This window comes from Nocardia sp. XZ_19_385 (genome assembly GCF_015355755.1).
In the GTDB taxonomy this organism is placed as follows: Bacteria; Actinomycetota; Actinomycetes; order Mycobacteriales; family Mycobacteriaceae; genus Nocardia.
In genome coordinates, this window is the sequence record NZ_JACVEE010000006.1 from 85,080 (window position 1) to 97,292 (window position 12,213).

A 12,213-nucleotide genomic window follows, 5' to 3' on the forward strand; every position below is an offset into this window, starting at 1 on the left:
GTTCCGGGTCTCGGTTTCAGGGGGCACCGATGTTGTCGAGTTCGACGAGTGCGTCCGCGGGCAGTTCCAGGGATACCGCTGCGATGTTGTCGCGCAGGTGCTCGATCGAGGAGGTGCCCGGGATCAGCGCGATCGTGGGTGAGCGATGCAGCAACCAGGCCAGCGCGACCTGTTGTGCCGAGGCGCCGAGGGTGCTGGCGACGGTGGTCAGGGTCTGTGATTGCAGCGGTAAGAATCCGCCGAGCGGGAAGAACGGGACGAAGACAATGTTTTCGGCGGCGCAGCGGTCGACGAGCTGGTCGTCGGCGCGGTGGGCGAGGTTGTAGTTGTTCGGCACGCACATCACCGGTGCGATCGATCGGAGAATTGTTCGGAAAACACTGCGTCGCTAACGGTTTCGTTGTCTTTCGACGCGCGAAGGTTGACCAGATCCAGGACATCGAGTCCGAGATGTTCGAGGTTCTCATGCACCTGCCGGACGAGGTCGGCGGGATCATGCGACGGTGTCCAGTCGCCGGCGCTGTCGGACCGGTAACCGACCTTGGTGGCGATGCGCAGGCCGTCCGGGTAGGGGTGCAGGGCGGTGTGAATGAGCTCGTTCACACCGCCGGCGCCGTAGAAGTCGCTGGTATCGATGTGGCGGATGCCCAGCTCGACCACCTGCCGCAGCACCGCGATCGCCGCACTCGGATCCGCGGGTGGTCCGACCACCCCGGGCAAACCGAATTGCATTGCACCGTAACCCATCCGGGTGATGGTCAGGTCTTCGCCGAGGGTGAGGGCGCCGCCGAGCGTAGCTGCCGTCATAGTGACGCTCCATTTCAGATGCGTGCCGGTCAGCTCCGGAGCTCCCAGGAAACGCCGGAGCGCGTCGAGTTCCACAAGTCGCAGGCGCTCGGCAATAGCCTTACCACGATCGAGGACATCGGCTCACCGGACAGACCATTCTCGCCGACGGCGGACGCACCAGCCGCCGCGGCGCAACAGACGAAGGGAAATCGCTGTGTCCCAACAACTTCCGCACGCCGTGCAACAGCTGATCGACGCGACCAACGCCGGAAAAATCGACGCGTTTCTCGATGGTTTCACCGCTGACGGGGTCGTCGACGACTGGGGGCGGGAATTCCGTGGACCGGAGGCGATTCGCGGCTGGAGCGACGGAGAGTTCCTCGGCAAGCAGGTCACCCTCGAGGTCACCGACGTCGCGACCGCCGAGCCGGAAACAACAGTGCAAGCCCAGGTCGGCGGCAACGGATTCAATGGACCCAGCACGTTCATCTTCACCACGGACGATGACAAGATCTCCCGGATGACCATCCGCGCCTGACCCGATCCACGAACTGACCACTGACCGGCCGCCACCGGATCGCGGCCGGTCAGTCGCTCAGCAGGTCCTTCTCCATGAGCGTGAACGACTTGGGTACTCCGCCCGGCTGCGGCTTGCCGGCCTTGTGGCCGACGACCCGATAGCCGACGTTCAAGTAGTAGGCGTTCAGGCGCTCGTTGCCGGCCAGGCAGTCCAGGCGCACAAAAGTCCGCCCTTTCGCGGCAATGCGCCGCTCGGCGGCATCCAACAGGAGGCGGCCTGTTCCCGGCCGAGTGCTACTGCGGTCCACCATCAGTCGATGCACATAGCCGGCCACCGGTGGCTGCGGTCCCCAGGCATCCTCGTCTTCCCACCACAGCTCCCAGGCACCTGCCACGCGGCCATCCGCCTCCGCGATCCAAACCTCACCACCCGCCATGGCCTTACGGAAATGGTCCTCGCCCAACTGGCCAGGCTGCCACTGGCCGGTGATGCCCTGAGCGAGCATCCAGTGGGCGGCATCGTCGCGCAACGAACGAGAGTGTCGAGATCGGTGTCCGCCGCGAGACGGAAGCGTAGGTCGTTCACATCGCGATCCTCGCACGGGCGCTCGACGTCACCCCTGGTCGCAGCTCGATTGCGGCACGCGCGGATGTCGGCAGCTTTCCGATTGGATGCACTTCTGTGCGATAGCGTCTGAGTCGTCTTGGTGCGATGCGCCTTTCGCGCTCGGACGACTCGGGAACTAGCTGCGGTAGCGGGAGGCCGGTCGATGGCATGCTGACAGTCCGCGGTATCTCCTATCTGATCGGCGATACGCCCGAGGCCGAGATGCGGCGCGATCTCGAGACCATCGCCCGAGACCTGCACTGCACCACCGTGATGCTCATCGACAGCGACAGGACACGGCTGATCGAGGCTGCTCGCGCCGCCCTCGACACCGGACTCGGCGTCTACCTGCGGCCGCACGTTCCCGACCGCCCGCAGCCGGAACTGCTGCGACATCTCGACGACCTCGCGCAAGCAGCCGAGGAACTGCGGCAAGCACACCCGGATCGCGTGACCCTCATGGTCGGCAGCGAGTTCACGCACACCGCGCCCGGCATCGTTCCCGGGCCGAAGTCGTTTATCCGCCTGAAAATCATCCTGCGCTGGCGCCGCCTGCTGCGCCGCAGACTGGACCGCCGGCTGCACACCCTGCTCACCGCCGCGGCGGCTACCGCGCGCCGCCACTTCCACGGCCCCCTCACCTACGGCGCGGCCGGATGGGAGCATGTCGACTGGTCGCTGTTCGACCTGGTCGGCGTCAGCCTCTACCGTGGCGCCGGCAACCACGCCGGCTACACCGACCGGCTACGCGGGCTCGTCCGTGATCACGACAAGCCCGTCGTCATCACGGAGTTCGGCTGCGGCGCCTTCACCGGAGCCGACCTGCGCGGCGCCGGCTCCTTCCAGATCGTCAACTGGTTCGCCGCCGCCCCGTACATCCGCGGCGACCACCCCCGTGACGAAACGGTCCAGGCCCGATACCTGTGCGAACTCATCGATCAGTACACCGCGCAAGGCGTATACGGCTGTTTCGTGTTCACTTTCGTCATGCCCGACTTCCCCTTCCGGGACGATCCCCGACTGGACCTCGACAAGGCAGGCTTCGGGATCGTGGCGGTCAGCGAATCCACTCCACGCCGCCCCAAGGCGGCATTCCACGCGGTCGCAGAACGCTACAGCGACTCGAAAACGAGTGCACAGCAACAAGACTGACCCTCCCCATCATTAAATGATCATTGTGTGCTCAGCCGGGAATCATCGGCGCCCGCTTCGAAATACAACCCGTTCTAGGCTGATCGGGACTGCCGCCGACCGCGCTGCCATTGCCTCACTTGATGTGGATTTTCCTTGGGACACAGGATATCTCGTGCGTCGACGGCTGTCTGGCAACCCTACGACGGATTAGGACATCGAATGGAATACCGCTGCACCACCGCGGCTGCCGTACTGGTTGCCGGGGCACTGACCGCCGGCCTGGGGACCGCGCACGCCGAGCCCGCCGCCCCGGCCGATCCGGGGATCAAGTACTCGCTCCAGGTCGTCGACAAGATCGTTGTCGCCAAGCTGCGGGGCGCGAAGTTCGTGCTGAGCGAGCAGGACGGCACGCTGCCCGACGCTCCGAAGACCCTGGTGGCCGATATCAAGGACGACAGCGGTGCCACGATGCTGTCGATGCCGCTCGACTATCGGATCGGGGACGTCCGGGTTCCGGTCCAAGCGGTGACAAAACAGGATGACACCGTTCTCGAGATCACACCGACGAAACCGGAGGGCGTGCAGATCCCCACCCAGCCGCTCGCGCTCGAATCGATCGCGTCTCCGGCGGAGGACCAGCGGGCGTTGAACGAGTTCAGCGGCAGGCTGTCGGTTGCCAGCCAGGTGGGCGCATTGGTCGGCGGGATAATCGGTTTCGTCGTCGGTTGTGTCCTCAGCATCCCGATCGGCTGCATCCCCGGCGGTATTGCCGGAGTTACGGGGGGCGGAATCATCGGTGGTCTGGTGGCGGGCGGGCCGACGTTGATCGCCGCGGGCATCGACCTGCTGAATACCTGGCAGGCCGCGCCGGGCACCTCCAAGTGGGCCGATCCACAGCCGCAGCCCGCGCCGCAGAACTGATCCATCGGCAAATGCGTTATCCGAGAAGCCCTCCGGTGCACGGAGGGCTTCTCTGCTCACACCCTCTCGTCGAGACGTTCACGCAGCAGCAGGATGACCGGTGCTTCCACATCGCTGTACAGGCGTTCGCGGGTGCACTGCGGATCATCCATCGAACCGAAAATATCTGCCGCACTCCGCAATGTCTGCTGCGCCTCATCGTCGCGGTCCAGCACGCGCAGCACAATCCCTTGCAGGACAAGCACGGTGGCACGGTGCGCCGCCCCAGCGACGCGAGCCAGCACCCGAACCGCCTCCGCCGCAATAGGTTCCGCTATTTCCGGTCGCCCGGCCAGCAGGTTCGTGTGCGCCAAGCGGGCCAGCGCCAAGCCTTCCCGCATGACCAGGCCGCTGCTGCGGGCCAGCCGGACCGCCTCCTGGCTCGAGTCCAGCGCCGCCTGATATCGGCCCAGGTAGGCCATGGTCACGCCGAGCTCCTGAGTAGCCATCGCGGTCAAACCGCGATTCCCGATCTCCAGTGCCAGGGCGCGCGCCGCACGGGCCCGCGCCTCCGCTTCCTCGAATCGCCCTGCGTCAGAAAGGGTTTTGACGATATGCACCAGGGCCGTGCACTCCAATGCTCGGTCGCCGAGCTGGCGCGCCCAGCCGATGGCTCGTTCGCCGTGCGCGAGCGGTGCGGCGGTATCGGCGCCCGCCCGGGTGGACGCGGCCAGCAGTTGGGCCGCGAAAGCCGTCAGCCGAGCCTCGGGCCCGGATTCCCGGCCGAGCGACAGCGCGATCCGCTGATGCTCCCGGCCCTGGGTGCTGCTGCCGAGCGCATGGGCGAGAATCGCGCCGAGCGCCACCCGGATCCGGCATTCCACCGCGCGGTCGCGCACCCGCAGTGCCGCGTCGAGCAACTGCTCCAGGGCGCGCGCCACCTCCTGGGAATTCGGGCCGCCGTCGATCAACTCCGCTGTAGCCCAGGCGATCTCGGCGGCAGTCACCAGTGCCGGTCCGCCCAGGCGCGCCGCCTGCTGGTACAGCGGGACCAGGTTCGGTCGTTCCGATTCGAGCCACGCCTGCGCGGTGTGCGTATCGGTGAACGACAGCCCGGACGAGGTGGTCGGGCGCAGATAAGTGGGGAGCCTGGTGCCCGGATTACACACCGCCACCGCGTTTTTCACGGCGGCCAGATAGAAGTCGAGCAGCCGCAGCACCGGACCGTTGGCCGATTCCCCCGGCTCGGTGGGCGGCACGCCCCGGCCATACAGCCGCAGCAGATCGTGATAGCTGTAGCGGCCCGGTCCGGTCGCCTCGATCAGGCTCAGATCGACCAGGGATTCCAGCAGATCCTCGGCAGTGCCGCGGTCCGCGCCGAGCACCGCGGCGGCGCAGTCCAGGGAAATCTCGCCGACGTCCGGGATCGAGAGCACGCTGAACGCTCGGGCCTGCTCCGCATCCAGCTGATCGAAACTCAACTGGAACGCCGCGGCGACAGCCAGATCGCCGGCGCGCAACACACTCAAGCGCCGCTGGTGGTCGGCCAGCCGCTCGGCCAGACTGGCCACCGTCCAACGTGGCCGGGCGAGCAGCCGCGATCCCAGGATCCGCACGGCCAGTGGCAAGCCACTGCAGGCGCTGATCAGGTCGTCCACCGCTGTCGGCTCGGCCATGACGCGCGGTCCACCGACTATGGCGTGCAACAGCTCTCGGGTTTCGTCCGGGTCCAGCACCGCCAACCGGACGCTCAGCATCCCGGGCAGTTCGACGATCACCGACCGGCTGGTGACCAGGACCGCCGATCCGCTGGTCCCGGGGATCAGGGGTGCCACTTGGTCGGCGTCGCGCGCATTGTCGAGCACCACCAGCACCCGCTTATTATCCAGGCAACTGCGGAATTGGGCCGAACGCTCAGCGAGAGTCCCGGCAATCTCGCCCTCCGGCACACCCAGGGCGCGCAGGAAATCACCGAGCAGATCGATGGGGGGCACCGGTTCGGCGAAACCGCTCATGTCGACGTGCAATTGACCGTCCGGAAAGCGATCGCGGACGGCGTGCGCGACATGCACGGCCAGCGCACTCTTGCCGATACCGGCCATTCCGCCGATCGCGCACACCGGTACGGCTTTCGCATCGGCGCGCGTCAGCCAGGCGCCGATTTGTCGCACTGTTTCCGCGCGGCCGGTGAAATCGGGTATGTCGCTGGGCAATTGGGCGGGCGTGCGCGAGATTCGGGGCCCCCGGACCATCGGCGCCTTGGTCGCGGCGCTGACCGGGGCGGGAAGGTCGCCGCTGAGCATTCGGTGATGCAGCGCGGCCAGCTGCGGGCCCGGTTCGATGCCGATCTGTTCGACCAGCACCCGGCGGGTTTCGGCATAGACCGCGAGCGCCTCGGCCTGTCTGCCCGTGTGATAGAGCGCCGTCATCAGCAGCGCGCGAGTTTGTTCGCGCAAGGGATACTCGACGCTGATCGGACCGAGTTCGGAGATCGCCTCCTGGTAGCGGCCGAGCCGCAGATCGAGTTCGATGCGCTGTTCCAGCAAGGCGATTCGGCGTTCCACCAGCTGGGCGCGGGCCCGTTCGGCGAAGGGGCCGGGCAGTCCGGCCAGCGGGGTGCCCGACCACAGGCCCAGGATGGCGTCGAGTCGCTCCCGGGCCGCCTCGATGGCTTCGACGCCGGTGAGCTCGACCCGTTCCCGGGCCAGATAGGCCTCGACGTGATCGACATCGGCAACCCCGTGCTCCAGCCGCAAGGCGTATCCGCCACCGAAGCTGACCAGGACCTGCGGCGCGTCCCCCGCGTCGCGCTGCGGTTCCAATGCGCGGCGCAGGTGCAGAACGTGGTTGCGTACCGCGCCGATCGCGCTCGACGTCGGGGTCGGGCCCCAGATGCCTTCCACGAGTTCGGTGATCGTCGCGGTCCGGCCGCGCCGCAGTAGCAACGCGGCGATCAGCGCCCGGCGTTGTCTGGGTCCGAGATCGATCTCGGCGCCCGCATACCAGGCGCGCACCTCGCCGAGCACGGCGAACCGCAGTCGGCTCGAGCCTCCGAGAGTGTCGGTCTGCCCGGCAAGATTTGTTGTCACAGTGCCTGATCTCTCGACGGTGGTGTCCATGGAATGGTGACTCAACCAGGTCGACTATGAGAATTCGGTGATGATCAAACGATGATTGCCGAATGATCGCTGGTCGTTAATCTGCAACTGCGCCAACAAAATCGGCGCTTGGCATTCCAGAAGGAGCGACGATCACGTGCATGAGCAGCTGACCAGACGCAATGTGCTGAAAGCCGCCGGCGTTGCCGCCGTGGCATTTTCGGCGGGCAGCCTGGCCGCCTGTGCGACAGGCGCCGGAGCCGTGGGTAATGGCGATCTGGCCGCCCACCTGCGCCGCACGTTGCCGGCGGATCGCGTGCTGGTCGCCGGTGACGGCGCGTACGACACCGAGCGCGCCGCGTTCCACCGCACGATCGACCACCGCCCGGCCGCGATCGTGTCACCGCGGGACGAGCAGGAGGCGGCCCGCGCCGTGCTGGTCGCGGCGGAGCGGCAGACGCCGATCGCCGTGCAGGCGACCGGCCATGGCATCGGCCGTTCGGCGCGCGACGGCCTGCTGCTCAACACTCGGCATCTCGAATCCATCCGGATCGACCCGAATGCGCGCACCGCGGTCGTCGGTGGCGGCGTGCTCTTCTCCGCGTTGATCGCGGCGGCCGCCGAGCACGGTCTCGCCCCGCTGAACGGGTCGGCCCCCGGCGTGGGGGTCGTCGGCTACACCACCGGAGGCGGTCTCCCCGTCATCGGACGGTCGATGGGTTACGCGGCCGACCATGTCCGCCGCATCACCCTCGTCGACGCGAACGGCGATATCCGCAGGCTGACGCCGTCGAGCGAGACCGACCTGTTCTGGGCGGTCCGGGGCGGGAAATCCAACTTCGGCATCGTCACCGAAATCGAGACGGCGTTGTTTCCGGTCAGCCGAATCTACGGCGGCAGCATGACTTTCGTCGATCGTGTGCCCGAGGTACTGGCCGCCTATCAGGCGTTCACCCGGGATCTCACCGACCAGATGACGACCTCGCTGATCATCGTGAACATCCCGGCCGGAGCCAGCAGCTTCCCCCCTCAGCTCCACGGCAAGACGATCGTCAAGATCCGCGTGGCCTTCCTCGGCTCCGCTACCGCGGGTGAACAACTGCTGCGGCCGCTGCGCGCGCTGACGCCGATGCAGGACAGCGTGGCCGACATGCCCTACGCCGAGGTCGGGAAGATCTACGCGGACCCCGCCGGACCGATGCGTGCCCGAGAGCGTGCCGGTGAGCTGCGGAATCTGGACGACACCACGGTCGATCGCATTCTGGAGGCCGCGGGGCCCGGGGCCGCGAAACCGCCGTTCGCGCTGGAAATCCGGCATCTCGGCGGCGCGCTGGCCCGCACCCCCGAACATCCCAACGCGGTCGGGCACCGAGACGCGGACTGCACGCTGTTCCTCGCTGCGCCGGCGCCCGATCCGGCCGCCGACAGCACCATCGAGGCGATCCAGGAACACACCTTCAACCTCCTGCGGCCTTCGCTCACCGGGCACGTCCTGCCGAACTATCTAACCGGCCACGACGTGACCCCCGAGCAGGTCCGCCGCGCATATACCGACGCCGACTACAGCCGCCTGGCGTCCTTGAAGCGCCCCGTCGACCCGCACAATCTCTTCCGCGTCAACCACAACATCGCCCCTGCGGCCTGAGTGCGGGTCGCGGGTGATCCCCGTGTCCCGCCGGTGGTCTAGGTTCTTTCCCACCAGCACCGAAGGAGCAGCCACACATGTCGGAACGAGAAGAACTCACCTGGGAGCTGTTCGGCTCCGCAAGCCGCACACTCGCCGAGCAGATCGCCGACGACGGGTTCGAGCCGGACCTCATCCTGTCCATCGCCCGCGGCGGGCTGTTCGTCGCGGGCGCGCTCGGCTACGCCCTCGACGTCAAGAACCTGCACGTCATGAACGTCGAGTTCTACACCGGCGTCGACCAGCGCCTGGACCTGCCCGTCATGCTGCCGCCCGTCCCGCAGGCAGTCGACCTGGCCGGAGCGCGCGTGCTGGTAGCCGACGACGTCGCCGACACCGGCGCGACACTGAAACTGGTGCGCGACTTCTGCGCCGACAAGGTCGCCGAAGTGCGCTGCGCGGTGATCTACCAGAAGCCGCACTCGGAGGTCGACTGCGAATACGTGTGGAAGCGCACCGACCGCTGGATCAACTTCCCCTGGTCGGTCCAGCCGCCCGTCGTCACCCGCGCCGCGCAGGTCCTCGACGCCTAGTCAGGATCAGCTGCGGAGCAGGTCGTCGAGTGTTCGGAGTTCGATGAGGACGGCGTCCAAAGCGGTGTTGTAGCGGTCGGTGTATCCGTCGGCGATGTCGTCGTGGGCGCTGATCCAGGTCGCGATGCCGGCGCCGATGATCGCGCCCGCGACGGCGAGGATCCGAGGGTCTTCGGCGGAGAGCTGGTAGTTGCCAGACAGAGCGCGGGTGAGCAACGGAGCCACGGCGGCGATTTGGCCCGGGACTCTGGCTCGGAGTTCGGGGACGGTGCGCAGCAGCAATTCTCGCTGTTGGTAGGTGCGGGCTTCCTCGTCTGAGGCCGAGCCTGCCAACCCGCGGATCGCGGCGCGGATCGCCGCGATCGGACCGGTGTGCTCGTCGCACTGTGCGGCACAACGCAGCAGCGGGTTGTCCACGACGTCGTACAGCACCAGGTCGGCCTTGGTGGGGAAGTACCGGAAAAACGTGGCCCGGGAAACGTCGAGGCTCGCCACGATCTGCTCGACCGTGGTGTTCTCGTAACCGTTTTCGGTGAACAGGCGCAGCGCTTCGGTCTGGATCGCGGCCTTTGTGCGCGCTTTCTTCCTGTCTCGCAGGGAGATCGGTTCGACCGGGTTCACGAGTTCGCCTCGTCGGTGACGCGGTCGCCCAGTTCTCGAAGTAGGTCCATCCGTCCACCTTCGCCCATCGACATGCTCCAGAGCTGGTGCGCGGTGTGGAAACCGAGATCGTTGACCAGTGCCTGCTTCCAAGGTCGGATGGCGATGGCGTGCGTGAGGCGGCGGGTGACACGGGGTCGGCGCATGATCATTTCGGCGATCTCCCAAGCCCTGGGCAACAATTCCGCGCGTGGCAGCACCTCGTTGACCAAACCCAATTGCAGCGCGGTCCGGCCGTCGATCGGCTTACCGGTGTACATGTAGTACGACGCGCGTTTGGCGCCGATCGTCTGCTGCAGCGTCAGGCCCATTCCGTCACCGGGCACCGCACCCGCCAAGAAGTGTGGATCGAAGAAGTCGGCATCCTCGACGCACAGCGTGATGTCGCACAGGGTGGCGAATTCGCAATGGGTGCCGGGGCCGTTGACCGCCGCGATGGTCGGGATATCGATCGCGAAGGCCAAATTCTCCAGTAGTTTCACCATGTCGCTGTGCATCTTGAGCTGGCTGTCCGGACTCCATCGGGGAAATGGGGTGCGCCAGAGTTCGCCGGGATCGCCACTGTGCCAGCGGTTTCCGGTGCCGGTCAGGATCAGCACCTCGTTGTCCGGATCGTTGCCCACCTCCAGCCACGCCTGATTCCAGGCGTTGTGCCCGATCCAGCTGTGCCGCAGCGGCCCGCCATCGGTGTGCATCCGCATTTCCAGGATCCCGCCGCGCCGGGTCATGACGAAGAAGTCGCGGTACCGATGGGCGTACTCCTCGAACCGGGATGAACCGGCGCGCCCATCCCAGTCCGACAGTGTCTCGGGCATCGCACGCTCCTCGCAGCTCGGCAAAATATGAGACTAGTATCAAATGATACACATCTCATCTTGGAGTGGCGTGCTCGAACTCGTTGAACAACTCATCACCTCGCCGTGGATCTATCTGCTGATCGCGGCGATGACCTTGGTGGACGGATTCATCCCGGTCCCCAGCGAAGCCGTCCTACTGACGGCCGGCGCCTATGCCGCCACCGGCGCACCCGAACCGGTGCTGGTGATCGCCGCGGCAGCCTCGGGTGCCTTCGCGGGCGACCACATCTCCTATCAGATCGGCCGCGTGGCCGGCGGTCGCATCTATCGTGCGTCCGGTCCGGATACCCGCCGCCGCAAGGCAATGGACGCCGCCGCAAGGGAACTCGACCGGCGCGGCGGTGTGCTGCTGATAGCGGGGCGCTCCCTGCCTGCCATGCGCAATATCTGCACTCTCACCGCAGGCGCTGTCGGCTACTCGCGCCGCTCTTTCGCCGGTTACGACGCAATCGCCGCCCTCTACTCGGCCACCGCCGGCACCCTGCTCGGCGTCCTCGGCGGTCAGGCGTTTCGCGACGAGCCATGGAAAGGCGCGCTACTCGGCATCGCGCTCGCGGTGATCCTGGCGGGGCTCATGGAATCGTTCAGCGCCCTGCGGAAACGCAGGAAATCGTGATTTCCGCTCAGCCGGTGAAGCGATGGTGCTGGGCGAGAGCTTCGAAGAGTTCCTGCGCCGCGGCGGGCATGGAGACGCCGTTTCCGGCGGAGCCTGTGGTGCGGGAGCGCCCGACCTGCTCGTGCAGATGCTCCATTCGCATGTCGAGGCGGTTCGCGGCGTCGGCCGCCTCGGTCAGTTCCGTCAGCAGGTCGTGCGGAACATCGCCGCCGTACCGGTAGAAGATCTTGTGCTCGAGGCTGGCCCAGAAATCCATGGCGATCGTGCGGATCTGGAGCTCCACCGGCACGTGTTCGACGCGGTCGCTCATGAAGACCGGCAATTCGAGCAGCAGGTGCAAGCTCTTGTAGCCGTTGGGTTTCGGGTTGGCGATGTAATCGCGCACCTCGGTCACGGTGACGTCGGATTGGCTGGTGAGCATATCCGCGATCCGGTAGGTGTCCTGGATGAAGCTGCAGGTGATGCGCACACCGGCGATGTCGACGATGTTCTTCCGAATGTCGTGCAAGGTGGCGGGGATGTCCTTGCGCTGGAGTTTGCGCAGGATGCTGTCCGGGGACTTCAGCCGTGATCGGACGTGTTCGATCGGGCTGTAGTTGTGGATGTAGGTGAATTCGTCGGCCAGAATGTTGATCTTGGTCATCAACTCGGAGGTGACGAAGCGGTAGGACATCATGAAGCGCGTGAACTCGCCCTGGAAGGGTGCGAGGTCGGTGTCAGGGGTGCTCATCGATGTACTCGTCGCCTCCATATTCCGCGGATTTAAAACCTGCCGGTCACCAGCCATTCTGTCACCGTGGTCTGAGATCAGGCTGA

At 66.4% G+C, this 12,213-nt stretch carries 13 protein-coding genes and 1 pseudogene; 7 read left to right on the forward strand and 7 right to left on the reverse strand.

Going from position 1 to position 12,213, the window contains the following annotated elements; all coding sequences use genetic code 11:
* Positions 1–16 precede the first annotated feature (16 nt).
* Together IBX22_RS38080 and IBX22_RS38085 are read right to left on the reverse strand one after the other, a co-directional pair.
* Positions 17–337 (reverse strand): aldo/keto reductase, encoded by a 321-nt coding sequence (locus tag IBX22_RS38080; RefSeq protein WP_309234901.1) that lies wholly within the window; start codon positions 335–337, stop codon positions 17–19.
* A gap of 5 nt (positions 338–342) precedes the next feature.
* On the reverse strand, positions 343–807 hold the full coding sequence (locus IBX22_RS38085; protein ID WP_255526529.1) for an aldo/keto reductase: 465 nt from the start codon (positions 805–807) through the stop codon (positions 343–345).
* Positions 808–852: 45 nt separating this feature from the next.
* Here IBX22_RS38085 and IBX22_RS37755 point away from each other — a divergent pair.
* Positions 853–974, forward strand: a pseudogene (locus IBX22_RS37755) (short-chain dehydrogenase); the annotation flags it as partial.
* A 29-nt stretch (positions 975–1,003) separates the two neighbouring features.
* A complete protein-coding gene (locus IBX22_RS33950) occupies positions 1,004–1,327 on the forward strand; it encodes a nuclear transport factor 2 family protein (RefSeq protein WP_194819914.1) in 324 nt (107 codons plus the stop codon).
* Between the two features lie 49 nt (positions 1,328–1,376).
* Here the strand turns inward: IBX22_RS33950 and IBX22_RS33955 are convergent, their stop codons facing one another.
* Entirely contained in the window at positions 1,377–1,838 is a 462-nt protein-coding gene (locus IBX22_RS33955; protein WP_228540058.1) for a GNAT family N-acetyltransferase, read from the reverse strand.
* Positions 1,839–2,083: 245 nt separating this feature from the next.
* Between IBX22_RS33955 and IBX22_RS33960 the strand changes: the two genes are divergently transcribed.
* Both IBX22_RS33960 and IBX22_RS33965 read left to right on the forward strand, forming a co-directional pair.
* A complete protein-coding gene (locus tag IBX22_RS33960) occupies positions 2,084–3,067 on the forward strand; it encodes a hypothetical protein (RefSeq protein WP_194819915.1) in 984 nt (327 codons plus the stop codon).
* A 201-nt stretch (positions 3,068–3,268) separates the two neighbouring features.
* Positions 3,269–3,970 (forward strand): hypothetical protein, encoded by a 702-nt coding sequence (locus tag IBX22_RS33965; protein WP_194819916.1) that lies wholly within the window; start codon positions 3,269–3,271, stop codon positions 3,968–3,970.
* 56 nt (positions 3,971–4,026) lie between these two features.
* On the opposite strand, the gene IBX22_RS33970 is transcribed toward IBX22_RS33965, so the two are convergent.
* On the reverse strand, positions 4,027–7,038 hold the full coding sequence (locus IBX22_RS33970; RefSeq protein WP_309234902.1) for a BTAD domain-containing putative transcriptional regulator: 3,012 nt from the start codon (positions 7,036–7,038) through the stop codon (positions 4,027–4,029).
* A 166-nt stretch (positions 7,039–7,204) separates the two neighbouring features.
* Here IBX22_RS33970 and IBX22_RS33975 point away from each other — a divergent pair, with 166 nt between their 5' ends.
* Together IBX22_RS33975 and IBX22_RS33980 are read left to right on the forward strand one after the other, a co-directional pair.
* The gene (locus IBX22_RS33975; protein ID WP_194819917.1) at positions 7,205–8,692 is read left to right on the forward strand and encodes an FAD-binding oxidoreductase; all 1,488 of its coding nucleotides are present in this window, start codon (positions 7,205–7,207) and stop codon (positions 8,690–8,692) included.
* A 77-nt stretch (positions 8,693–8,769) separates the two neighbouring features.
* A complete protein-coding gene (locus IBX22_RS33980) occupies positions 8,770–9,264 on the forward strand; it encodes a phosphoribosyltransferase (RefSeq protein WP_194819918.1) in 495 nt (164 codons plus the stop codon).
* 6 nt (positions 9,265–9,270) lie between these two features.
* On the opposite strand, the gene IBX22_RS33985 is transcribed toward IBX22_RS33980, so the two are convergent.
* On the reverse strand, positions 9,271–9,885 hold the full coding sequence (locus tag IBX22_RS33985; RefSeq protein WP_194819919.1) for a TetR family transcriptional regulator: 615 nt from the start codon (positions 9,883–9,885) through the stop codon (positions 9,271–9,273).
* The gene (locus tag IBX22_RS33990; RefSeq protein ID WP_194819920.1) at positions 9,882–10,739 is read right to left on the reverse strand and encodes an enoyl-CoA hydratase/isomerase family protein; all 858 of its coding nucleotides are present in this window, start codon (positions 10,737–10,739) and stop codon (positions 9,882–9,884) included. Before IBX22_RS33990 ends, IBX22_RS33985 begins: the two co-directional genes overlap by 4 nt.
* Before the next feature lie 70 nt (positions 10,740–10,809).
* Here IBX22_RS33990 and IBX22_RS33995 point away from each other — a divergent pair, with 70 nt between their 5' ends.
* A complete protein-coding gene (locus IBX22_RS33995) occupies positions 10,810–11,397 on the forward strand; it encodes a VTT domain-containing protein (RefSeq protein ID WP_194819921.1) in 588 nt (195 codons plus the stop codon).
* A gap of 7 nt (positions 11,398–11,404) precedes the next feature.
* Here the strand turns inward: IBX22_RS33995 and IBX22_RS34000 are convergent, their stop codons facing one another.
* The gene (locus IBX22_RS34000) at positions 11,405–12,127 is read right to left on the reverse strand and encodes a GTP pyrophosphokinase family protein (RefSeq protein WP_228540059.1); all 723 of its coding nucleotides are present in this window, start codon (positions 12,125–12,127) and stop codon (positions 11,405–11,407) included.
* Between the last annotated feature and the right edge of the window lie 86 nt (positions 12,128–12,213).